Origin of the sequence: Candidatus Caldatribacterium saccharofermentans (assembly GCF_050267035.1) — a bacterium.
Lineage (GTDB): Bacteria > Atribacterota > Atribacteria > Atribacterales > Caldatribacteriaceae > Caldatribacterium > Caldatribacterium saccharofermentans.
The window spans coordinates 1,448,646-1,472,169 of sequence record NZ_CP187957.1 but is presented as its reverse complement, the minus strand read 5'-3'; the positions used below and the strand labels follow the sequence as shown (position 1 = coordinate 1,472,169).

Annotated in this window: 24 protein-coding genes, 1 pseudogene and 1 riboswitch; of the genes and pseudogenes, 3 read left to right on the top strand and 22 right to left on the bottom strand. The window is 50.7% G+C overall.

Annotation, left to right across the window (positions count from 1 at the left end; all coding sequences use genetic code 11):
- Positions 1–7: 7 nt before the first annotated feature.
- The 20 genes and pseudogenes from rpe to ACPT9Q_RS07365 all read right to left on the bottom strand — a co-directional run.
- On the bottom strand, positions 8–739 hold the full coding sequence (gene rpe, locus ACPT9Q_RS07460; RefSeq protein ID WP_427365444.1) for a ribulose-phosphate 3-epimerase: 732 nt from the start codon (positions 737–739) through the stop codon (positions 8–10).
- The gene (locus tag ACPT9Q_RS07455; protein WP_427365443.1) at positions 736–1,779 is read right to left on the bottom strand and encodes an alcohol dehydrogenase catalytic domain-containing protein; all 1,044 of its coding nucleotides are present in this window, start codon (positions 1,777–1,779) and stop codon (positions 736–738) included. The genes rpe and ACPT9Q_RS07455 overlap by 4 nt, the downstream gene beginning before the upstream one ends.
- A 15-nt stretch (positions 1,780–1,794) precedes the next feature.
- On the bottom strand, positions 1,795–2,751 hold the full coding sequence (locus tag ACPT9Q_RS07450) for a sugar-binding transcriptional regulator (RefSeq protein ID WP_427365442.1): 957 nt from the start codon (positions 2,749–2,751) through the stop codon (positions 1,795–1,797).
- Positions 2,752–2,825: 74 nt separating this feature from the next.
- Positions 2,826–4,100 carry a DUF4038 domain-containing protein gene (locus ACPT9Q_RS07445; protein ID WP_427365441.1) on the bottom strand — a complete coding sequence of 425 codons (1,275 nt, stop codon included), beginning with the start codon at positions 4,098–4,100 and terminating at the stop codon, positions 2,826–2,828.
- A 22-nt stretch (positions 4,101–4,122) separates the two neighbouring features.
- Positions 4,123–5,166, bottom strand: a complete 1,044-nt coding sequence (locus ACPT9Q_RS07440) for an NAD-dependent epimerase/dehydratase family protein (RefSeq protein WP_427365440.1) — start codon at positions 5,164–5,166, stop codon at positions 4,123–4,125.
- A 4-nt stretch (positions 5,167–5,170) separates the two neighbouring features.
- A complete protein-coding gene (locus ACPT9Q_RS07435) occupies positions 5,171–6,103 on the bottom strand; it encodes a nucleoside hydrolase (protein WP_427365439.1) in 933 nt (310 codons plus the stop codon).
- 12 nt (positions 6,104–6,115) lie between these two features.
- Positions 6,116–7,429, bottom strand: a complete 1,314-nt coding sequence (locus tag ACPT9Q_RS07430) for a DUF4038 domain-containing protein (RefSeq protein ID WP_427365438.1) — start codon at positions 7,427–7,429, stop codon at positions 6,116–6,118.
- 77 nt (positions 7,430–7,506) lie between these two features.
- Positions 7,507–8,964, bottom strand: coding sequence for an ABC transporter substrate-binding protein (locus ACPT9Q_RS07425; RefSeq protein WP_427366741.1), 1,458 nt, complete (start codon positions 8,962–8,964; stop codon positions 7,507–7,509).
- Positions 8,965–9,077: 113 nt separating this feature from the next.
- The gene (locus ACPT9Q_RS07420; RefSeq protein WP_427365437.1) at positions 9,078–9,914 is read right to left on the bottom strand and encodes a carbohydrate ABC transporter permease; all 837 of its coding nucleotides are present in this window, start codon (positions 9,912–9,914) and stop codon (positions 9,078–9,080) included.
- Complete coding sequence (locus ACPT9Q_RS07415; protein ID WP_427365436.1) at positions 9,911–10,750, bottom strand: carbohydrate ABC transporter permease; 840 nt, start codon at positions 10,748–10,750, stop codon at positions 9,911–9,913. The genes ACPT9Q_RS07420 and ACPT9Q_RS07415 overlap by 4 nt, the downstream gene beginning before the upstream one ends.
- A gap of 169 nt (positions 10,751–10,919) precedes the next feature.
- The gene (locus tag ACPT9Q_RS07410; protein ID WP_427365435.1) at positions 10,920–11,564 is read right to left on the bottom strand and encodes a carbohydrate ABC transporter permease; all 645 of its coding nucleotides are present in this window, start codon (positions 11,562–11,564) and stop codon (positions 10,920–10,922) included.
- 193 nt (positions 11,565–11,757) lie between these two features.
- On the bottom strand, positions 11,758–12,624 hold the full coding sequence (locus tag ACPT9Q_RS07405; RefSeq protein WP_427365434.1) for a carbohydrate ABC transporter permease: 867 nt from the start codon (positions 12,622–12,624) through the stop codon (positions 11,758–11,760).
- Between the two features lie 77 nt (positions 12,625–12,701).
- Positions 12,702–14,075: an ABC transporter substrate-binding protein gene (locus tag ACPT9Q_RS07400; protein WP_427365433.1), complete on the bottom strand. Its 1,374-nt coding sequence runs from the start codon at positions 14,073–14,075 to the stop codon at positions 12,702–12,704.
- A 345-nt stretch (positions 14,076–14,420) separates the two neighbouring features.
- Positions 14,421–15,497: an ADP-ribosylglycohydrolase family protein gene (locus ACPT9Q_RS07395; RefSeq protein WP_427365432.1), complete on the bottom strand. Its 1,077-nt coding sequence runs from the start codon at positions 15,495–15,497 to the stop codon at positions 14,421–14,423.
- Between the two features lie 49 nt (positions 15,498–15,546).
- Positions 15,547–16,401 (bottom strand): carbohydrate ABC transporter permease, encoded by an 855-nt coding sequence (locus ACPT9Q_RS07390; RefSeq protein ID WP_427365431.1) that lies wholly within the window; start codon positions 16,399–16,401, stop codon positions 15,547–15,549.
- On the bottom strand, positions 16,402–17,262 hold the full coding sequence (locus ACPT9Q_RS07385) for a carbohydrate ABC transporter permease (protein WP_427365430.1): 861 nt from the start codon (positions 17,260–17,262) through the stop codon (positions 16,402–16,404).
- A 101-nt stretch (positions 17,263–17,363) separates the two neighbouring features.
- A complete protein-coding gene (locus ACPT9Q_RS07380) occupies positions 17,364–18,695 on the bottom strand; it encodes an ABC transporter substrate-binding protein (protein WP_427365429.1) in 1,332 nt (443 codons plus the stop codon).
- Between the two features lie 253 nt (positions 18,696–18,948).
- A complete protein-coding gene (locus tag ACPT9Q_RS07375; RefSeq protein WP_427365428.1) occupies positions 18,949–19,137 on the bottom strand; it encodes a hypothetical protein in 189 nt (62 codons plus the stop codon).
- Positions 19,138–19,230: 93 nt separating this feature from the next.
- On the bottom strand, positions 19,231–19,458 hold the full coding sequence (locus ACPT9Q_RS07370; protein ID WP_427366740.1) for a hypothetical protein: 228 nt from the start codon (positions 19,456–19,458) through the stop codon (positions 19,231–19,233).
- Between the two features lie 104 nt (positions 19,459–19,562).
- Positions 19,563–19,682: pseudogene (locus ACPT9Q_RS07365) on the bottom strand (hypothetical protein); the annotation flags it as partial.
- Positions 19,683–19,857: 175 nt separating this feature from the next.
- Here ACPT9Q_RS07365 and ACPT9Q_RS07360 point away from each other — a divergent pair.
- The 3 genes from ACPT9Q_RS07360 to ACPT9Q_RS07350 all read left to right on the top strand — a co-directional run bounded on the left by ACPT9Q_RS07360 (position 19,858) and on the right by ACPT9Q_RS07350 (position 21,589).
- Positions 19,858–20,157 (top strand): hypothetical protein, encoded by a 300-nt coding sequence (locus tag ACPT9Q_RS07360; RefSeq protein WP_427365427.1) that lies wholly within the window; start codon positions 19,858–19,860, stop codon positions 20,155–20,157.
- Positions 20,116–20,293: riboswitch (cobalamin riboswitch) on the top strand. It overlaps the preceding gene by 42 nt.
- Before the next feature lie 58 nt (positions 20,294–20,351).
- Positions 20,352–20,843, top strand: coding sequence for an ECF transporter S component (locus ACPT9Q_RS07355; protein WP_427365426.1), 492 nt, complete (start codon positions 20,352–20,354; stop codon positions 20,841–20,843).
- Complete coding sequence (locus ACPT9Q_RS07350; protein ID WP_427365425.1) at positions 20,840–21,589, top strand: AIR synthase related protein; 750 nt, start codon at positions 20,840–20,842, stop codon at positions 21,587–21,589. Before ACPT9Q_RS07355 ends, ACPT9Q_RS07350 begins: the two co-directional genes overlap by 4 nt.
- Here the strand turns inward: ACPT9Q_RS07350 and ACPT9Q_RS07345 are convergent.
- Both ACPT9Q_RS07345 and ACPT9Q_RS07340 read right to left on the bottom strand, forming a co-directional pair.
- Positions 21,546–22,541, bottom strand: coding sequence for a zinc-binding alcohol dehydrogenase family protein (locus tag ACPT9Q_RS07345; protein WP_017873695.1), 996 nt, complete (start codon positions 22,539–22,541; stop codon positions 21,546–21,548). The genes ACPT9Q_RS07350 and ACPT9Q_RS07345 overlap by 44 nt on opposite strands.
- The gene (locus ACPT9Q_RS07340) at positions 22,522–23,469 is read right to left on the bottom strand and encodes an SDR family NAD(P)-dependent oxidoreductase (protein ID WP_017873696.1); all 948 of its coding nucleotides are present in this window, start codon (positions 23,467–23,469) and stop codon (positions 22,522–22,524) included. Before ACPT9Q_RS07340 ends, ACPT9Q_RS07345 begins: the two co-directional genes overlap by 20 nt.
- Positions 23,470–23,524 lie beyond the last annotated feature (55 nt).

Genomic DNA, 23,524 nt, shown 5'->3' with positions numbered 1-23,524 from the left:
AGACCCTTCACGACCTGGTGGTAGTACACGCTGACCCCAAAAAGCGCTGTGACGCTTCCTCTTGTACTCCTCTGCAGGCTGCCTCCCGCATAATCTGTACCGATGCTTTAAGGCCTCTGTCCTTGCGAAAAAGTCCGGAAGTTCCCCCAATGAGCACTCGAGCTCCAGCCTCAACCACCTCCGGAATGGTTTGCTCGTTGACGTTGCCGTCGACTTCAATGAGGCAACGAAGTCCCAGACTCTCGATACGATAGGCCAGTCGGCGAATCTTCTCAACCGTTCCGGGGATAAACTTCTGACCCGCAAAACCAGGATGCACAGCAAGAACAAGCACCATGTCCACCTGTGCAAGAAGCGCGTCAGAAATCGCTTCAGAAGAGGTTTCAGGACACAGAGCGACCACTGGCCTTGCCCCTACCGAGCGAATAACCTCTGCGAGACGCTCAGGATCTGCTGTTGCCTCTACGTGGTATGCAATGTAATCCGCACCTGCCTGCACGAACTGCTCAACGTACTTTTCAGGATTCCAGCAGGCAAGGTGCACCTCAAAGGGTATTTTCGTGTACGGTCGCAAAGAGGCAAGAACAGGAGGACCCATGATGAACGTGGGGGCAAACCGCCCATCAACCACGTCAAAATGCAGAAATGCCACACCTGCCTCCTCGAGTTCCCGAATCTGTTCTGTGAGGTGCCCAAAATCGGCACAGGCGATGGAAGCGGAAATTAATACCTCTTTCATGGCTTCAGAACCACCTTTAAGGCTTTACCACTCAAAAGTGCGTCAAATCCCTCTGCGAATTTCTCAAGAGGCAACACATGGGTGATATACTCCCGGGCATGAATCTTCCCCGTTGCAAACATGTCCAGAACGATTTCGTGGTGCTTAGGGGAGAAGGTCGTTGCGCCGATGACATGGAGACCACGGTAATGGATGAGATTGCTGTCAAAAACCACTTTGCTGTTGTCTTTCGGAAGCCCTCCAAAGAAAAGAATCCGGCCACCTTTTGCTGCCATGGCAATGGCATCCTGCTGGGCCTCTCCCGAAGGACAGGCCACAACGACCACTGAGGCCCCCAGACCATCGGTGAGGGCAAAAACCCGATCGATATGCTCTGAGGAACCGGGGATGTTCCTGATGAGGACATCGGGGGAAAACCTCCTAGCCAGTTCCAGGCGACTTTCAAGTACATCCATGAGAATGATCTTCCTTGCCCCTCGTGCTCTGGCAATTTCCACATGGAAACACCCGATTGGTCCTGCACCGATGATGACTACAGTGTCCTCAAGGGATGTTCCCGCGATCTCGTGAGCATTCACGCAGGACGAGGCAGGCTCCGATATCGCCGCTTCCTCAAAGGAAAGACCCTCGGGAATTTTATGAATGCTTCCAAAGGCAAGCGCCTCTTCAGGTATGGCCATGTACTCGGCAAACCCCCCAGGCCAGGCCTGGGCGAGTTCCCGCTGGTTCACACAAAGGTAATATATTCCTCGCCGGCAATACCAGCAAACACCACAGTACACCGGGGGAGCCACGGCAACCCTATCCCCAACGCTGAACTTCTTGACCTCTTTCCCCACTTCAACAACTACCCCAGCCACCTCATGGCCAATAACCCAGGGAGGACGAACCCGGGGGTGACCACTCTGGAAAGTCCTCAGATCCGACCCACATATGCCACAGGCCTCAACCTTGACCACCATGCCCCTATCGGGACACTCTGGCTTTGGGACGTCCTGCAATTCCATCCTGCCAGGTTCAAGGAAAACCAGGGCTTTCACGATTTCATCTCCTTCTCATGCTTCCTGAGTATGCTTCCGAAGCAATTCCTGGGCAGTGTGTTCATCGGTAACGAGAATCTTGATAAACCTCCCCCGCAGAGCGCCCAGGATGGCTTCTACCTTGTGCTCCCCACCGGCAAGACCAATCACGTTGGGCATTTTTCGGAGCTCTTCAAGGGGCACAGCAATGGTTCGGTTATGGAGTTCAAGGTCCAGTACCTCTCCCCTGATATTAAAGAACTGACCCAGAATATCCCCCACACCACCCATCTGCCGGATAATCTCCATATCCTGCCAGTCTATGAAACCGGCCCGGATATAGGTCGAATGCTGCTGGCTGGCCACGCCTATACCAAGGAGCGAGAGCCTTGCTCTTTTGGCCATTTCGAAGGTTTTCTGATTCACTCTTTCAGACATATAAAAATCTTTCAAATCCGGGCTCTCCACCACCTCAGGAGCATGGATGTAGTAGCACTCACCCCGGTACATGGAGGCAAGCTTCTCCCCAATGTTATACGGGTTCATAAAGGAACCGACGGTAAGGCCACCAGCCAGGCTCACAAACTTTACATCCTCTACGCCATCTTTGGGGAACAGGTTGTCCGCAAGGTACCGCAGGGTCCTGCCCCAGCTTATGCCCACAAGGTCTCCCCGCTGGATCATTCTGTGGAGGAGGATCGCACCACCCTTCCCGATGTTTTCATAAACCATGTCTAAGGAAGGAGAAGAGGGGACAACAACCGCATCGGTGAGGTGGAAGGTATCCTTTAACTCCTTTTCCAGAGAGAGGAGATGGGCGTTAGGAGCCTGAATATAGAAGCGGACAATGCCGTTACGCCGGGCCTTGTCGAGGAGACGAGTGGTTTTCGGACGGGAGAGGCCAAAACGGTCCGCAATCTCACTCAGGGTGATGCCCTCCTGATAATGCAACCAGGCTATCCGGACCATCAAATCCTCTTCAGGAAGTGGCATGGGACACCTCCAGCATCCTGCTCATACATCTACCATAGTTTGCAATATTTTTCAAGCATGGGAAAAATAAAACATTATCGGGTGAACACCAGGAGATAATCATGATTAGCCGGAAGAGCACTGATTTCGACAACCTCACTCCTGCAGCAGACATCAGGCCGGAAAAATCGCCTCTCTTCAAGGTCGACACCCCACACATCCTCCCATGCTGTACCGTTGAGTTTCAGGGAAATACTCTGAGGTGAAGGGAGAAAGACCACAGTGGTTTTCCCGTCAAAAGTCGTGGCTGCCCGAATCTCGGGATTCGGGGTCATCACCATATCCTGGGCCGGCCTGAGACCAAAAAGACGGAAACGCTCGATAATGAATTTTGCCAAAGCCACGTCCCAGGCTCCATCAAGGGCAAGGGCTACCCGCCACTCCAGAGGCTCTCCCGAAAACTCCACTCCCCGGAACTCGGCCCCTTTTCGGTGCCAGCACCAGATGCCATGAGCACCATAGGCAACTCCAGCGCTTGCCCCAGAAAGGAGGCTTTGCCAGACGGCTTTCCGGACATCCAGGGCCCTGAAGCGATTCTCCCTGGTAAACCCATAGGGATGGCCCTCGTAGCAGGGTTCAGCATTCACCACTGGTCTTTGGGGTGTAAGAGCGGCGAACTTCTCTCCAAGGACATAGGGGAAATGCTGCTCGGCCTTCACATGACCAGACTGATAGGTATAGAAATCAAGATACGGGGAATGCAGAATATCTTCCGGAAGGTCTGCCTGAGGCTGGAGATGGAAAGTGGTGAGGGCCTGAGGAGCAATGGATTTGACGATTTCCAGCGCCCTCAGGTAGTACCGCACCGTCTCCTGAGAACCGAAGTTGGTATCCCCACTGATGATAAAAATGGGGGAAAACTTTTTAAATCTCTGTACCACATACTCCACATATCTCTCCATGGTCTCAAAAGGCATCACCATGGGAATTCCTCTCTGAGACGCCCAGGTATCGGGAACGAAATTGCACCAGAGAAGTACCAGAGCAGGGATGAAGCCTTTCTGCGTTGCCAGCTCCAGAAGTCCTTCAGCAAAATCAAAGTATGCTTCGTCAATCTGGAAGGAAGAGTACTCACCCCGTTCGTCTCTCCGGAAGGGAAAGCGAAGGTACGGGACGCTGGCATCCCACTGGTACAAAACGTTGATTTGTAAAGCATTGAACCCTTGCAACTTCCGGTATTCAAGATACTCTTTCCACTCCTCCTCGGTAACACTGGTAAAAGCGCTCCATACCGTGTCGGCAAGGTAGAAAAAGGGCCGCCCATCAAGGACAAAGTAAGTTTTTTCCGGAGCAACCTGCAATGCCGGCATAGCTTTTCGGCCTCCTTTCTATTTATTCAACGCCGCCTGTATCCCTTATAAGTGTCTCCATAAGACTTCTCATTGAGGTCTCCCATGCCCTGAGGAACCGCTCATAAAAATCAAACTGGGGCGAATCGCTGTTATCAAAACCTCCATTCTCTGCAAACCACCGGAGGCACCGTGCAACTCCATCCCTGTAGGAAGTCCGGGTGGCAAAACCAAGGTCCTTTTTGGCCAGCGCAACCGAAAACACGTTGGAGTATTGAAAGTTTTCTACGCACCATAAAGCTTTCCTGGGGAAAGCCTGCCCGAGAACTTTTGCAGGAACATAGACCGGGCGAAGAGGCATCCCCATTACGTCAGCCACGATTTCGTAAAGACGATTCCAGCACATGACTTCTTCACTCGCTATGTTGTACGCCTTTCCATAGGCAAGCGGGGTCAACAAAGCATTGGCGAGGGGGACAGCCAGATCCTCAGCGTAGAGAGAGCTCCACAACGACGTTCCATCTCCATGAATGATTACCGGCTTTCCTTTCTGGATGCGATCCAGATGGTCGGTGGTCCAGCCAAAAACCTGAAGAAGTGGTGTCACGCCCTCACAGTAGGTATGGGCAGGCCTTATGATGGTGACTGCGAATCGCTTTTCTCGATGGGCTTTAAAGAAAACTTCCTCACACTGTGCCTTCTTCCAGGCATAGGCAAAGGATTTCCGGGGGTTTCGCTCAGCGTCTTCGGTGACGGGATAAACCGCAGCAGGCTTGGTGTAAACATCCACAGTGCTCACAAAGAGATACTGTTCAATCCTTCCCGCAAAGGTTTGAACCGCAGCCTCCGCATCCTGAGGTTCGTAACAGGCCAGATCCACCACAACATCGAAGTTATGTTCAGCAACCGCCTGCAGAAGCGAGATGTTCTTCCGATCTCCGTGAATAACCGACACCCCTGGCTCATTTGGAAAAACCCGCCGGGACAGGCCCCTAACAAGAAGGGTGACTTCGCAGCCCCTTTTCCAGAGTTCTTGAGTGACAAACGAACCGATGGTGCCCGTGCCACCGATAACGAGAACCTTCACATCTTCAGAGCCCCCGGGCAAAAGCTTCGAGTTTCCTGAAGAAGTCGGCAAAGATCTCTCCAGCCACAACCTCCACGCACACCTCAATCTTCCGATCCCCTGATTCATGACGGTAAGAGAGGTCAGGATTCAGACGAGGAGCCGGAAGCTCCACATAGTAGCCCCATTCGGGGTTGACCAGAGTCCCTACAGCCGGAGAATCGCCGTAAACCCACCACTCCCTCGGGGACGGGGTGCTCACACGCCAGGTTTTGAAAAGAGAAACAAGGTAATCTCCAATTGCCCCTTTCCCCAGAACAAAACGCTCCATTTCGGCAACACCCACCCGCATCATCCGGTAGGTGGTGCGGGGGTACTGAACCAGGGAGAGTCCTGAAACAAAGACCACATCAGCTGCCATCCAGTCGTTGAATGCGTTGAATTCAGGTCCACCCGTGGGCCACCAGCCTCCCCCAATCCAGAGGACCACGACCTTTTCGGCAATTTCCGGAGCCATAAGGTAAGCTGAGGCCATATCGGTGAGGGGTCCCAGGAAAGCAATGTACAGAGGCTCAGTGGAATTCTGAGCACAGGAGATGATGAACTCTGCGCCTTCAGACTTCTGCGGCACATCGGGTTTCTCCAGAGCAAGGGGAGCGCCTTTGAGAACCTGGACTTTTTCTTCCATGCCCAGGAGCTTCAAAAGGTGCTGAATCTCCCGATAACTCTGCTCCATGCTGTCCCTATCGGTATGCGTCCCGTAATGGGCAGCAATGATACCTTCTACTTTAAGTTCTGGTGAAAGGAGTGCATGCACAACGGCCATCTGGTCATCGATTTCGTTATGCGCATCGGTATTGAGAATGACCCGGCGAGGTCGCTCGGGGGAAGGAATACCCCCCAAAAAGCGGCTCTTCCTCAGAGCCCTATCCTGAGCTACGAGATCTTGAATATCCATCCCTGCACCTCCTCACTTTCTCCCGATGAGCAAAGCATCGCTATTGAAGTCACTCATGGCTACCTGCCACTTTCCGTTGCTGTACTTCAAGACCGGCTTCGCAACAACCCTCTCCTCAAGGTCAATGAGAAAGAATTGCCGATACTCACCCAGGTCCTTCTCGATAGCCACATCAGCCGCATAAGGAAAATACACAACGATTTTGTCCTTTCCAGTTGCGATACGGATCCACTGGTTTTGGCCAATGGATCCTTCCTCGGGCTCTATGTCAAAGAGGTCGAAAGCCTCGAACACAAACCGGCAAAAGGCCACATCCCACGCTCCACGAAACCTCAGCGCGGTACGCCAGTCGAAGGGATACCTGAAGTCCACGATCCCTTCCCAGGACACACCCCATTTCTTTCCTCTTTTATGCCAGCTCCATATTCCATGGGCACCATACGTGACCCCCGCCTTAGCCCCGGAAAGTAAACTCCGCCACACTGCTCTGCGAACGTCGGTTGCTCCATACCTTCCCCTCTCGTGCCCCATTCCCTCATAGCAGGGTTCTCCATTCACAATGGGGCGCTTTACCGGCAGACGGTAAAACTGCTGAGCCAGGGCCACAGGGTTTTCCACCCAGTCAAAACCATGCCCAGACTGGTACATGTAGAAATCAAGATGCGGTGAGTTCACAATCTCTTCGGGTAAATAATATCTCGGTTCGGCAGGGCCAAGGAGATGAATGGTGGTGAGCGCCTGAGGGTCTCTTGCCTTGATAATTTCCAGAGCTCCCAGATAGTATTCGATGGCTTCCTGACTCTCGAGGTCTGTATCTCCCCCTATGATGTACACCGGGTGAAACTTCCGGAATGCTTCCACGACATACTCAACGTACCGCATGGCCTGTGGGAAGGGAATAACATCCTGGGGACGGAGCCTCGAAAGCCAGGTTCCTCCCACATAATTGCTCCAGAGGACCACGAGTGCTGGGATAAAACCGCGTTCCTTCGCCATACCGAGCATTTTTTCTACTCGCCGGAAATACTCTTCGTTGAAGGTGGAGTAGTCAAACCGTCCGTCCGCAGTTTTCTGAAAAGGAAAAATCTCAAAATCTGATTCACTGGCGTCATGCTGGGGAAGAATGTTTATCTGCAGTACGTTAAACCCCTGCTTTTGCCGATACTCGAGGTACTCCTCCCACTCGGGAAAATCGGCATTGGTGAAAGCACTCCACACCGTGTCAGCAAGCCAAAAGAAGGGATAACCCCGATCGTCAACAAAAAAGTCACAAGAAGGCGCAATCCTGATCTTTTGAGAAGATAAGCCTGTTCTCGTCTCTTCCATGTTAAGGAAATCACTCCTTTAAAGAAAAAACCGGGGATAGACCACCAAATCTATCCCCGGTTCATAATGGTTCCTCTTCAGAACTTGAACTTAAAACCTAGTTTCTCCAAGGTTCCTTCAACATACTGTCTCCAAATGCTTGCCAATTTCTCTCTCCCTATTCTCTCGGTTATCCTCTCCCACGCTTCTTCGACTCTACTCAGAGCCGTTTTTTCATCGAATTCTCCTTGGAGGTAGGAAGTAACTATCTTGCCAAACTCCGTATAGTATTCCTCGTTTCCAGGTATCATGATATCGGGAACCCCATGGGCCAAAGCCGCTAAGTATGCATCGATGAACTCCTGCTCTATAGGAATTGTCCATTTGCTGGCATCCCTGGCGGAGTACGCATAGACATCGGCACAGCTTACCCAGTCGCTGAGAGAAATCATCTTCCTTTCTGGGCGCAAGAGTTCCCTCAGAACAGCATAAGCTGCATCGGGGTGCTTAGTCGACCTTGGAATGGCCATAAATCTCCCCCAAGAGAGCGTGTTATACTTCACTACGACCCCTTCATGTTCTACTCCTGGCCAGAGCGAATATCCAAACTTACCCTTCCAGTGCATGCCACAACCTTCTCCACGTTCATCGCAAAGCAGGTACTTACCAACGTCACCCCACTCTAACGCCATAGCAACCTGACCCTTCCACACAGCTTGCCAGGTTCCAACCAAGGTCATTCCTATATAGCCTGGAGGTGCAAACTCTGTACAAACCTTCTTAAATACCTGAAGTGCCTTTACTCCAGCTTCGTTATTTATTTGAGGGCGTAGCTCTTTATCAAAAGGAAGTACGCCGTTACTGTAACTCACAAATATTGGCACCCAGTACATGTAAACACTTGGAGCAAAGTCAATGCCACTGAAAGTGGCACCATACTCAATTTCACCATCGTTATCCCAGTCCCATCCAGTGAAGAATTCTGCAACATCCAGAAACTGATCCCAGGTCTGGGGAGGAACGGGTAAGTCATAGCCATACTTTTCCTTGAAGCGAGCTTGATAGTCTGGATTCTCGAGAATATCCTTTCTGTAGTAGAGAATTTGCGTGTCTCCATCGACAACTATTCCATAAATTTCCCCGCCCCACTCGCAGTAGAGTTTTCTGTACACATCGACAATATCTTCGTAATCCTTCATTGCCTCGGGATCTTTCTTAAGGTATTCCGTAATGGGCAGGAAATAACCTCCCGCCATAAAATCTCCATTCCAGCGGGGAACCGAGGTTACAATGTCGTAGGCACCTTCTCCCATCATCCAGTCTTTCATGAGCAATTGATAGTGGTTTGGATCGGGCTCGTTGATAATTTCGAACTCAACACCCAGCTTTTCCTTGAGGTAATCAACATGGTATGTCAGTAAGGGAGCTTCTCCTCCAGCGCCTATGAGTGCAGTGAGCTTGACGCCCTCAAAGGGTTTCTGTCCGTAGCACACTCCTCCCAGCAAGCAGAGAACCACTACCGCAATCCAAATCGCCTTTATTTTCTCTCTCAGCATCTCCTTCAACCCCCCTTTGTGTTTTTCTTTGCATTTCTTCCAAGCCCCTAACCTCAGAGCAGGAGATTCCAACTAACACTCACAACACTAACCAATCACTCTCTCACCCCCCTCTACTCCTTAACAGCACCAAAGGTGAGTCCCCGCACCAAGTAACGATGGAAAATAGTCGCAAAAACAACTCCAGGAATGACACTAAGAAGGCTGGCTGTAGCAATTTGGGGATAAGCCAAGGTATTACCCCACCTCAGTTTTGGCACAACCACCGGTAATGTATCCCACTTAGGGCCTGAGAGCAAAAATGCAAAAAGATACTCGTTCCAGCAAGCCACAAACGTAAAGACAAACACCACCGCAATAGCAGGAATCATCAATGGGAAGATAATCCGCCCAACAACCTGTAGGGGAGAGGCTCCGTCGACCACTGCTGCCTCGTCTAACTCCTCAGGGATTTCCTGCAGGAAACCCATAAGAATCCACACGGCAAACGGTATATTCCCCAAGAGATAAGCGATTATCAAACCCATGTGTGTTCCGTACAGTCCCAACAGCTTAAATATAAGGTATGTAGGGACCAAAAAGGCTACAGGAGGCAAAAACTGGTTAGAAAGTATCCAGAAGGATAAGTGTGAACCCCCAGTCCTGAACCTCACAATACTATACGCCGCCAACAAGCTAATTGCAATACAGATTAATGCATTTGCCACAGCAATCACTAAACTGTGTTTCATCCCACCCAAAATCAGCTGAATGCCAACCGCAGCACGCTCTGGAGCGTATCTGAAATTCTCTAAAGTGAACTTTGGAGGCCAAAAATACGGTGGATACCTAAGAGCATCGCCCTCCTTCATAAACGAAGTACGAATCAGCCAGTACAGCGGACCGTAAACCCACAGTAAAGCCAGAATAACTACAAGCCATGCAATGAAGGAACTGATACTCTTTCTCACGCTTCAATCCCCCCTCTCATTGCCCTTATAAAGGCAGCAATCACGAGTACAATAACAGGCAACAAGAGGAAGGTCAAAGCAGATGCGTAAGAAAGATTCCAATAGCTGAAGCCCTGGTTAAAAATGTAGTAGCTTATCACCTCAGTAGCACCACCAGGTTTCCCTTCCGTTAAAGCCCTTACCAAGCCAAAAGTTTTAATAGCACCAGAAATCCTTAGAACCAGGGCTACTACAATTACAGGTTTCAAGAGGGGAAGGGTAATCCTGGAAAACATCTGTAACCCAGATGCACCATCTATTGCTGCTGCCTCGAATATATCCCTCGGGAGGCTGATCAAGCCTGCATAAAGGACCATCATCATAAAGGGAATCGCCGTCCAAGAATCACCCATAACGATGGCAAAAAAGGAACCAGTCGTAGTTCCCAACCAATCAATCTTTTGGAGCCCAAGGAGATCCAGAAGGTAGCTTATAGGTCCGTAGTGGTAACTTAGAACTAAATACCACATAATCCCGATCCCAACATCGGTAACCATTGTTCCAGCAATAAGAGGGACACACAACTTTTTTCCTACTTCTCCCAAACGGTTCAAAGCAAGGGCAATACCTAAACCTGCCCAAAATTGCAAAGGAATTCCTAAACCAGCGAACTTAAAGGTAACCCAAAGAGAGCGGCGAAAATTGGGATCACTGAGAGCCGCTTTGTAATTTTCTAAACCGCAGAAACTCAAGGGTTCAACCGGAGTTTTTGGCCAGCGAAACAAACTCAGTCTGAAGGAATAAACAAACATAAATAACCCGAAAAAGGCCAGTATTCCGACCACAGGAAGAACCAAAGCCCATTTGATACCTTTACTCCCTAACGTTTTGATTCCCTCCTTTCATAGAGTGCATGCATGGTCCTTTTGACAAGCTTGTTTATAGCACAATTGTTTCAAAATTTCAACTGGAGAAATATATTTATCACTGACCCGAACGCTTGGCCCCTCGCAAGCCAGCCTCTTCTCACTCCTTCAGTGCCCCAGCCGTTATTCCTGAGACAAAGTACCGCTGGAGCAGGACATACACTACGACAACCGGAAGAATTCCAAGAAGCACCCCTGCATTAATAATGGGATAAGAAGAGGCAAACTGGCCCTGGAAGTACATCATCCCCAGAGGAACCGTCTTCCATTTATCGGAATGAATAAAAATCAACGCCATGAGGAATTCGTTCCACGTTGCGAGGAAGTCCATGATAAAAAGCGCTAGTACTGCCGGTACAGAAAGTGGGAGAATAACCCTTAAAAGGACCAGAAACTCCGTACATCCATCGATTCTTGCCGCATCAACGAGCTCATCTGGTATCCCTCGGAAAAACCCTCTCAAAACAAGTATCTGAAAGGGAAGCCCAAAAACAATATAAGGAAAGAGTAACCCCCAGAGATTGTCCAGAAGGTAAAGTCTTTTGAGGAGTATGGTTAGCGGGAGAAGCACCACGTTCACCGGTATACCTAAACCCAAAAGGAAAAAGGCCAGCAAGGTTTCTCTCAACCGGAAACGGTATTTCGCAAGGGGATAGGCAGCAAGAGCAGCGACGAATATCCCCAGGGGAACTTTCACAAAACAAATCGACAAACTGTTCTTGTAGTACACGCTGAATCTGCCCATTCTCCAGGCATCGGGAAAGTTCTGAAGAGTAACAGATTCCGGTGGGGCAAATACTCCTCGCGTCACAACGTCCTGCTGGGTACGCAAGGAGGTGAGCACTACAATCGCAAAAGGGAAAAGCATAAGAAGGGTTAGAAAAACTAGGAAAAAGAAGGACGTACTGCTGTAACCTCGCTTCATCTTTTCTCCCCCCCTACCGCCTCGACATAATCCGGATATATGGATAGGTGACCCCTAAAGAGGTAGCAGCCGTTATCCAGGCAATGGCAGATCCAAACCCAGCTTTGTGGTACACAAAGGTATTGAAGTACATCCAGGTACTCAGGACCTGCGTGAAGTTCCCCGGCCCTCCCCAGGTCATAACGTAGATCAAGTCAAACACCTTGAGCGATCCAATCATGAGGAGTGAAATAACCACAACGAAAGTCTCGCGCAGAGAAGGTATCGTGATGTAGAAGAACTTCTGTACACCCGTGGCTCCATCGATATCGGCCGCCTCGTAAAGTTCCCTGGGAATTGCCTGCAAACCTGCCAGGAAGAGAAGCATCGGGAAACCCGTACCCTGCCAGATACCGGTGAGAATAACAGAGTACAAGGCTACGCTTGGGTCAGAAAGCCAGTTACGTGCAAGATGGGGCAACCCAATAATCCTGAAAAAAGAATTGACGGCGCCAAAAGTGGGGTTGTAAATCCAAGACCAGATGATACCAACCGCCACCAGAGGCAAAACGGCAGGAGAGTAAAAAGCGGCCCTGAAAAAAGTTCGACCAGGGATTTTCTCGTTAAGTATCACGGCAAGAATCAAACCCAGGGCCACGGGAATTGAAAGCATAAATGCCATCCACGTAAGGTTATTCTTCAACACCAAAAGAGAAGTTGGGTCGGAAAAAAACCTGACATAGTTCCTTAAACCAATGAAAACCTTTGACGGCGAGAGACCATCCCAGCGGTACAGGCTGACAATGAAGGAAAAAATCATGGGGTACACCAGAAAAACCCCGTAGAAGGCGAGTGCCGGAAAGAGGAGCCAATAGCGTGAGAGGAACCTACGTACCTGCATGGAACGACAAACCTCCTTGGAGCAAAATGAAAAGGCCTCTGCACCCCGGGCACAGAGGCCTTTTGGGGTGTCTTATCTTATTTCATGCCAGGTGCGGAACCAAACACTTTAATTCCCGTTTCTTCCTTGTACTCTTCAATGGCAGCCTGCATCCTCTTTGCCGCATCTTCAGGAGTCAAAAGCCCCAAGGCCACAGAGTCCTGAATTTCAAAGTACTTGTGCATGAGTTCAGGAGGAAACGCCTGGTCCGTAGGAGGATAAACATCCTGCAGTTGTTCAAGGACCTTCCGAAACTCATAAGTATTCGGCAACTCATTCTTATCAGGGTATACCCCAATGGTACAAGTACTTGTTATAGCCTTTCCCAACCACTTTTGCTGGACGTCTTTCTGGATAAACCAGTTGATGAACTCGAGAGCCTCTTTTTTGTACTTACTCTGGGCGTTCACCATGAACTGCTCGGGAAAACCCGAAATACGCAATGGCTCATGTTCTGTAGGATGCAGGAAGAACCTGAAATTGTTTACATCCTGGCCATCGTGCTTAAACACCGTCTCCATCCAGCTACCTTCAAAGACCATAAGCGCCTGACCCTGGTACATGGGCATCCGCGCATCATCTGGGTTGATCTGGATGAAACCTGGCACAATCCATTCATCAGCCCACTTCTTGAAAAGACGATACATCTCCACAACCTCTGGACGATCCCAGGATTCTTCCGCCGTATTTAGCTTATCATGAAGCTCAGGACCTGCGGTATACTCCAGCAGGTAATCCAGAAGACGCATGACCATCCAACCGTATTTCCCAGCAACCGACAGTGGATAAATCCCTGCCGCTTTGGTCTTAGCACAGAGCTCCTCAAGCTCTTTGTAAGTCTTCGGTTCAGTCAACCCCAGCTGATCCCACAAATCCTTTCTGTACCAGAAAGTCATACCATGGGAACAGATGGGAACACCGTAAAGCTTCCCGTTTCTCCGAACCGCTTCAATGGTCCAGGGGATCAGTATCTTGTTCCAACCATACTTTTCGAAGTACTCATCCAAGGGCTCACAGTAACCGGCATCGGCAAAGAATCCCGAAAGTTCGCCTCCCCAGTTAAACCATACGTCTGGAGCCGTTCCCGCGGCTGCGGCTGTTTTCAAGACCTCAATGTATACCGCCGCACCTGTTCCCGCCACCGATTCGTGAGAAATCTTGACCTCCGGGTTCAACGAGGTGTACTCAGCAAACATCTGATCCAAGTATTCTTTTTGCTGCCCACCCCACACCGTCATCACTCTCAACTCAATCGCCGCAGCCGTACCCACCATTCCTAAAACGACCAGACAACAGATACCCAGATACAGTACCCTCTTCATCCCAATCCTCCTCTCAACGAATTTTTCAAAACTGAAAAAAATCGGAAAAGACAACTCTACGTCACCAAGCGAAGACCCCACCTCCTCCACATAAAATCTTGACCTGAGATAACCAGGTCACAACCTATTATAGCGAAAACTACTAAAAATTTGCAACAAGAAGAAAAAGTTTCGTCATGCGGGGGCAGAGCGCTAAGGTAGCAGGCAGGAAGCGCATAGGGGAACAGCATAGGAATCTCCTGGAAAGTGGAAAGGAAGGCAACGCTCTATTAATGTCAACGTCAACATCTATCATTGATCGTAACTCCTGGTCCTACCAGGACCGGTATAAGACCTCAAGGTCCCCCGGGTCTGGGAAGAGAAAATGAAATTGATAGACGAAGGTTGAGAATCAGGATTTCACAGCCCTTCTCCTGGCCTCCGCCTTTGCACTCTTCAATCCTGACCACTAAGTATTTTTTCCAAGGTTCTTACTCGCTCTTCCAGCCTGCTTTTCTCCTTTTTTAACGCCTCCACCAAGCGTTGCGCCATAGAGTAGAAGTTGGCTTTTCTGTCCCCTTCCAACTCCTCAAAGAAATCCTCATTTGCTCTCTCACAAGTTTCTATCCAGTCCTTACGAAGCGCACTCGCTCCGTAGAGGGCACCGACAATTTGACCTATGATGCTTGCTATGGTGTCGCAGTCTCTACCAAAGCTCGCACCCTCAACGATACTCTCATTTGGGTCCTCACCACAGAGGTAGAGAATACCCATCGCTGCAGGGATGAATTCCAAACTGTTGCCACTGAAGAATCTCTCCTTATTCCAGTTTCTCTGAGGCCACGTCCAATCGAGCATCTTCTCATAGAATTTTTCGACAAATTCGTCTACTGTTTTGCTCTTGTACGCAATGTCCATGGTGAGAACTATCCCCCGTCGAAAGACATCGGAGCTGTACCTTGTCATCGTGTCCAGCACGGTCTGCACGGTGGCACCTGGGAGGAAGGCCGATGCGATTCCTGCAGCAAGACTTGCAGCTGCGTCCCGATTAACACCTTCCTGATTTATGGATGCAATGTTAAACCCATCCTGGTATGCTTGAGCGGGATCGCCTGCATTTATGATACCAACAGGTGCGATGGCCATTGACGCACAACCGACGGGAGGCTGTCCCTTTCCTGTCTCCCAAGGATTCATGCCTATTTCCAGCTTCATTTTCACTATCTTTTCGTTGGTCCAAAGTCTTTCGGGATTCAGTTCGTTCAACCATACTTCAGCAAAATCGTCTGGTGTTATCCTGCCGCCCTTTCGAACGATGGCAAGGCACATATAATGACGCAGCACTGTGTCATCGGTAATGGAACCCGGAGGTCCTCCACAGTACTCTTTTTTAAACGGCATCAAATCCCTCACCTTGCCATACTTTTCGCGGATTTCCGTGTAATACCAGCCCTCGACGGGTGCTCCCAGCGCGTCTCCAATTGCTCCTCCAATCAAGCATCCATATACCTTGTCGAGGATATCCTTGCTCACCTTCTGTCTCCTCCTTTCAGTAGATATGCACAGCTCTGGTTACCTATTTCTATCCCTTGAGGGCCCCCATGGTGATGCCCTCTATGAAGCGCCTTTGCAGAATGGCGAAAAGGATAACAAGGGGAAGGATGCTTATCAGGACCCCTGCTGCTATGAGGGAGTAGTTCGTCTGGTACTCCGACTGGTAGAACATAAGGCCTAGGGGAACGGGTCTCAAGGAGTTGTCGTGGATGAACAAAAAAGGTACTATGAAGTTGTTCCACGTCCACATGGATTGGAAAATAATCAGCGAGATCCAGCCAGGAAACGAAAGCGGCAACATTACGTACCAGAGCGCCTGTATCTCCGAACAGCCATCTATTCTCGCAGCCTCTATCAATTCGGTAGGTAGACTCATGAAGAACGACCTCATCATAAAGATCCCAAACGGTAGGCTACCAGAGGCAATAGCGATGATAACACTCCAATAGGTGTTGATAAGGTGAAACCTATTCAGTAGAAAATAGAGGGAGATCATAACGGCCTGAAAAGGAAGCATGAGACCTGTAAGAATAAGATAGAAGAGAAAATCTTTAGCCTTGAACCTTAATTTTGCAAACGAGTATCCGGCAAAAGTGGCCAGAAACATCACTATTAAAACCGTAGGGACTGTTATGATGATGCTGTTCTTTATGTACATGCCGAAGTGTCCAACCGTCCATGCCTCTCTGAGGTTCTTAAAAAGAATGAACTCAGAAGGAAAAGTCAAAGGACCTCTAAGGACCTCCGGGTTACTTTTGGAAGCTGTGAGTCCGACGATAACGAGGGGGATTAGCGTGTACATAGCTGCGCCAATAAGGAAGAGATAAACAATTACCCGGCCCACAGAAAAAACTCTTTTCCTTCTACCTTTTTTTACTGCCACTTACATCCCCCTTTCTTGGTACCGAAGGTACAGGACAGAAACTGCAAGAATAAAACAGGTTAAAAGAATCGCAATGCTTGCTCCATAGCCAAAGAAATACTCTGCAAAGGACTTTCGATAAATATAGGTGGCCATAATCTGGGTAGCATGTCCGGGTCCGCCCCCGGTCAGGAGGTACACCAGGTCAAATACCTTAAAAGAGTCGATCACCGTATAGACAACGACCATGGCGACAACATACTTGATCTGGGGAAGCGTTACGTTGATAAAAATCTGGATTGCATTGGCTCCATCAATGCGAGCCGCATCGTAAAGGGTAGGATCGGTGTTTTGCAGTGCGGCCAAAAATATTACCATACAAAAACCAAAATACGTCCAGGCCCCAGCAACTATTACCGCTGGAAGGGCAAAACTGGGTTCACCGAGCCACCCTTTGGCTAAGAATCCGAGACCTACAGTCCTCAACACCTGGTTCAGGAGGCCAAACACAGGATTAAAGATCCAGCTCCACACGATAGCTACTATAACTTGGGTAAGAAGGCGCGGGAAGAAAAATATGGCTTCAAACACAGTCCTGCCCACTATTTTCCCAGCGAGGAGTGTAGCAAGTATTAACCCTGGAAAAACCCCAAGCGCTATAATCCCAGCAGTGTACATCACGTTGTTTTTAAAAGATACCCATACTACGCGATCCTTAAATGCCTGGACATAATTAGCAAGAGACACAAAAACCTTTGGCCCCGCTCCGTCCCATTTATAGAAGCTCAAGGCCGCAGAATCCACAATGGGGTACAACACAAATATCCCATAGAGTACCAGAGCGGGTAAGAGGAGCAAATAGCCTATTCTCTCTTCTGCCATGGGTTTATATCTCCTTTGGTGAGGGGATTTTTTTGTACTTCAGTAGCATAGACAAACCTCCTGGTGGGCTGCAAACACAGCCCACCAGGAGGAATCCCTTTCTACTCCAGTTTAAATGTATCGTAGGTTAAACCTTCCTCTCTCCCTTTTTGCCAAAGCTTATCCCACTCTTTGACGAACTCGTCCACCGTTGTCTGCCCCGTGAGTATTTCCGCAACACCAGTTTTCAAAAACTCGAAAGCCTCGGCTGGAGTACCCATGGAAAGACCGGGGACAAATTGAATTTCTTCACTGGAGAGAGCTTTTATTGCTTCTTTCACCAAATAGTGTATGTTCCATCCCGCGATGTCTTCCTCAGACAGTTTCAGAGGAGGAATGGTTGCCGCGACTTCGTACCATAGCTTCGCAGCCTCCTTTGAAGCCATGAGATAGTCGACATAGTCGATTGCTAACTCAGGGTACTTGGTCGAATTGCTGATTACATAGCCAGAACCACAGAAGAATATTGTGCACGAAGGCTCACCCTCCTTTACCCGAGGCCAGAGAAATACACCTATTTCAAAGTCCTTTACATTTTCGATGTAACCGCCTATCATCCAGTTCCCCTCGGGGTGCATGACCGCTTTTTGCTGGTAGAAGAACATGTTCCCCTCATCGTAGCCCAAGGCAACAAAGTTTGGGGGGTAGAAGTTGCGCTTTGGCCATTCAATAAAGGCCTTCTGAAGAGCCTCTCTCACTTCGGGCATATCCCAGCTCCCACCTCTAAACATTGCCTCTTCCGCCTTTTCTTTCCCCAGGTAACTCCACAGTATCGCGGTGGCGAGGTTCGTTTTGGTCCACCAATCCCGGGCAGACCAGGCTATCGGTATGTATCCTGCAGTAAGGGCTTTCTCGCATATATCTTCGAGCTCACTTATACTTTTAGGAGGAGTTACTCCAAGTTTGTTAAAGATGTTCTTGTTATAGTATATAGGGACGTATTCTATCTCATGCCCTACTCCAAAAGTCCTCCCACCAAAGGTGGGGATAGCTTTTGCTCCCTCCACGAGTTTCTGGTTCCATCCCCGTTTTTCCCAAACTTCGGTCAAATCCATGACCAAACCCGCTTTTGCCAAGGGACCAAGAAATGTAATTCCCACTTCCGGGTATATAACATCAGGGCCTGTTCCTGACAGGAGCGCAGGTCGGATCTTATCGGCTATCGTTGCTGCCGGCATGGCACTCCGCTCAACTTTAACATTTGGATGCATCTTTTCAAAGTTTGCATCCATCATATCAACAGCCTTTTTATCACTAGTACCAGTCCATTGGTCCCACACTTTGAGCACAATTCTCTCAGTCTGAGCGCCAGTGCTTCCTGCGATAACCAGTGTGATCACCATCGCTACAGCCGTCATTAAGACACACGGAAAAACGCTTCTTTTAAAAACCACAAAACTCCCTCCCCTCTTGGATTTTATTGGAGAAACGTTCGGTAAAAAGTATAACACCACTTCTACCAAATTTTCAACTAATGAAAAAAATGATAGCGTCAACTTATTGTAGGGATATTTTTGAAAACCCTCTCCATGGTTTCATTTCCTGATCTACCTTCCTTTCCCTCACTCATCCAGATTACAGTCTTTCATATCACAGGAACCCAGGACATATCTTGGGTCAGGGCCTTGAGGGTCATACGCAGAGCACTCACGCTTTGCGCATCACCAGGATGTTGTTATAGACTTCCCGGAACACCTCCTTCCCCCTCTCCTTCTCTTTCTTGATGGTCTCAGGGGAAAGGATGAAGGGAGGAAGTTTCTGCCTTTGGGTTCTCAGGAAGTAGTGCCTGATTGAGCACCTGTTGAACTTCAAAACTCGGAGATATCTGCGGTCCACCCCTTTCCTCCCCCAGCCCATGGGACGATGGGAGAGTCGAGCTGAGAGGATAGGCTTTTGTGGGCTTCGGCACTGATTCGCAATTCCAGCTCTCTATGGTGCCTGGCATTCTGGATTCCCCCGCGAGTTTCCGGAGAGGTAGATGTAGAGGTTTTCAAGGCCTCTTTGGTCTCTGGAATTCTTACCCCGGGAGAGGGCCTTGAGGAGCAAGGCTTCCACTTCCTCCCAGGAACTCTCTTCAACTGCCTTCCAGAGTTCCTCTTCTGAGCCATCCCGGGGCAGGGCTTCTCGGATGCGTTTCCCAAGGTGGAAGCGGTCCAGGATGAAGGTGGCCTTGGGGATGATCTCCAGTCCTTTCTTGGGGAGGAGGCCCCATCACCACAGAGGAAGATCTCCTGTACCGTGTCGAGGTCATAGTGTTCCTCCAGGTACTCGAGGACCTCGAGGAAGAGCTCTTCGGTGTCCTCATAGCAACCGGCAAAGTAGTGGGGATTCTTGAGCTTGGCTCTCCCTGAGCTTGAGACTTCCTTCCCCTCATGGACGTAGAGAGTTTCCCAAGGATTCTGGACTTCTTCCTCCTCTTTCTTCCCTTCTCTTTGGGGGAAAGGACCAGGGCTTCCAGGAGAGAATCAATCCTTTTCTTCCCAAAACCAACCTGGTCGTCGAGGAGGTACAGGTATTCTCTGATGTCTTCGTGTCCAAAGGAGGTTCTTCCTTGGGGTGACATCCCCAAACAGGGTGAGGATGGTATTCATGGTCTCCCAGAGCCTTTCCTCAAATTCCTGGAAATCCATTCCTTCAGGAAATGGAGAGAAAATTCCAGAACTCTCTGGAACTCTGATACCATGGGACCCTACCTCCAGAGTGCTTCCCATATACCAAGTTGGAACCCCCGATAAATTTCCGCTAACGGGGTTTTTCTCTCCCGTCCTCCTTGTAAGAACCACAAAAAGCGCTATAATACAGGAAAAAGTAGAAAAACTGGTTCCCTTCCGTGGTGCCCCTTTTTGGGGAGAATAGGGAAGTCCGGTGAAAGTCCGGCGCGGACCCGCCGCTGTGATGGGGAGGAAGGAGAGCATAGCCACTGGCGAAAGCTGGGAAGGGTCTCCTTCCGAGGAACCTGAGCCAGAAGACCTGCCACGGAAGCGCCAAAGAGGGTGATGGCAAAGCCCTCAGGCATTGCCTGAGGGCTTTTTTCATTTCAGGAAAGGAGGATGCCGATGGAACGGAAAGCTCTGAGCACTTCTTTCCCCCTTCGCCTGAGCCTTGTGGCTACCCTCGTGGCCTTGAGCGTTGTGGGGTCGTTCGTGAAAATCCCCAGCCCCACCGGAACCGTGGCTTTAGACTCCCTTCCAGGATTTTTCGGTGCCCTGTTTTTGGGATACCCTGAGGGAGCGCTCATCGCCTTTCTGGGGCACATTCTGACTTCCCTGAACGTCGGGTTCCCCCTGGGGGCTTTTGTGCATCTTGTGATTGCCCTGGAGATGGCAGGCATTGCCCTGGCCTTTCGTTTTGCCTTCCTGCGGTGGAAGTACCCTGGGGCCGTCCTTGTGGGCACCGTTCTCAACGGCGTCTTTGCCCCGCTGAGCGTCGTCCCCCTTTTCGGGTGGGGGTTCTTCTTCGGTATCCTGCTCTCCCTCCTTGTAGGATCCTTTGTCAACGTCTTCCTTGCCGCCCTTCTTCACCGGGCGTTGGCACGGCGATGAACCGGGATTGCCTTGTGGTGAACACTGGCAAAGAGGAACTCCTCGTGGCCTGTGACGCCCTTGGTGGGATAGGACCAAAACCGGGGGACAGTCTCTCTGTCCCCCTCGAAGTATCCGCTCAGTTCACCGCCCGGGTTGCCCTGGCAGAAATCCTTGCGGCGGGAGGAGAGCCTCTGGCGCTTTCTGTAACCCTGAGTATGGAACCCTATCCCTGGATTGAAGAAGTGCAAAGGGGAATCTCCCGGGAACTCCGCACCATCGGCAAAGAGGATCTCCCCTGCGTCTTCTCTACAGAGAAGAACGTCCCTACCTCAGCCACCGGCCTTGGGATAACCGTTCTTGGCCGAAGAACCCCAAAAAGGGAGGAACCGCTCCTCGAGGGAACCCTGTATGCTCTGGGCGTCCCTTCCTGTGGCCGGGAAGTCCTGGAAAACCTCCATGCTATCGCTGATCTTGCCGACATCCTGCGCCTTCGGGAGGAGTGCCCTGAAGCAGAAATCGTCCCCGTGGGGTCCCGGGGGATTTTCTGCGAGGCCCTGCTCTTCCTCTGGGGAAGGCCGGCCACCCTCTCCCTGAACCCCCACCCCCCGTTTTCTCTCTACAAAAGCTGTGGACCGGCCACTGTCCTCCTTTTTACAAGCACAAAAAACATGGATGAACTTACGTCGTGCTTCCAGAAACCCCTGTGGGTGGTGGGAGAACTCAGGGCACAAGGACGGCCGAGGCCTGAACCTGCCCGTTCTTGAGCTTTTTCAGGACCTCATTGGCCTCCTCAAGAGGATATATCTCGCAGAATATCCGGAAGCGATATCGCCCCGCCATCTCAAGGAGCTCCCGCACATCCTGGCGGGTACTGTTGGCCACACTCTGGATGACCCGTTCCCGGTAGAGGAGTTCATACGGGATTTCAGGAATTGGGGTAGCGTAAATGCCGGCAGCAACGACTTTCCCTCCAGGCGCAAGGTGTTCCAGAGCCCTCCGGATAAGGAAACCGGAGGGAGCAAAGACAATGGCAGCATGGAAGGGCGAGGGAGGGTCATCCTCGGCGCCACCCACAAAGCTTGCGCCAAGTTTTCTTGCAAGCTCTCTGTGATGAGGACTTCGGGTGAAAACAAAGATCTCTTTCCCCTCGTAAAGGCCCATCTGAAGCACAAGATGCGCCGAAGAACCAAAACCAAAAAGCGCGAGGATATCACCCTTTTGGGTTTCCGTTGCCCGGTACGCCCGGTACCCTATGACCCCACCACAGAGGAGAGGAGCGACTTCTGGACTCTCGTAGCCCTCAGGGAGCGGATATACACTGTCCTTTCGGGCCAGGAAGTACTCGGCGTACCCTCCATCCACATCGTATCCGGTGAAACGGGCTTTGGAACAGAGGTTCTCCCTTCCTCTCCGGCAAAAGGAGCACTCCCCACACACAGAAAAGAGCCAGGGCGTTCCCACCCGCTCCCCGGGACTGATACCCGTTACCTTTGGCCCACACGCAACCACCCGTCCCACAATCTGGTGTCCCAAAATAAGGGGTAGACGGTGAGGGGGGAGTTCCCCTTCCACGATATGGAGGTCGGTGTGGCAGACCCCACAGGCCTCAACCCGAACAAGAACCTCATCGTCTGCAGGCTCGGGAACAGGAAGCTCCCGCAGAACGAGGGGGTTTTCCTCACAGGGCGCCTGACGCTCAAGCACCATGGCCCTCATGAACTCTCTCCTCCTCCGCGAACCAGGTGAAGGTTCTTTCGAGGCCTTCCTCGAGAGTCACACGGGGTTCCCAGCCAAGAAGACGCCTCGCCCGCTCAATGGCCAGGGCAACGCGGGAAATTTCTCCCTTTCGTTCCTCGGCAAAAACCACCTCGATATCCTTTCCCGCAATGCGCCTGAAAAGCCCAAGGAGCTCAAGGACACTTGTTTCCTTCCCCGTTCCGATGTTGTATGCTCCAGAGGGGGCGTAGAGTGCCAGGAGGTTAGCCCGGGCAACGTCCTCCACAAAAACGTAATCCCGGGTTTTTTTTCCATCCCCGAACACCACACAGGGCTCATTCCGGAGGATTTTTCTGGAGAAAATGGCAATCACTCCCGCCTCACCCAGGGGGTCCTGCCGTGGCCCATAAACGTTGCCGTAGCGAAGCGCCACACAGGAAAGCCCCCAGACCGCTTCATAATAGGAGAGGTACTTCTCCGCAGCGTACTTTGCAACCCCATAGGGGGAAAGCGGAGAGGGAGGGTACTCTTCACCAACCGGGAGCTCCTCCACCTCTCCGTAGAGCGCTCCACCGGTTGAGGCGAAAATCACCCTCTGCACTCCGTACATCCGGGAGAGCTCGAGAACCTGAAGTGTCCCTAAGATATTCACCTGGGCATCGGCGAGGGGGTCTTCCACCGACTGGCGAAGGTTGATGTGAGCAGCATGGTGGTTCACGCAGAACGGGCGTTCTTGCTCAAAAACCCTCCGGAGCGCCTCCCGGTCCATGATGTCGACCTGGTAGAAGCGAGCTTTCGGGTTAAGGTTTTCTACCTTTCCCGTTACCAGATTGTCCACTACGGCAACCGAAAAACCAGCCTCAAGGTACGTGTCCACAACGTGTGAGCCGATGAAACCGGCGCCTCCGGTGACCAGGATGGTTCCCACGGCAACTCCTCCTCTCTCAAGGAGCATAGGGCAAAAGTGCGGAGCTGTCAAAGGG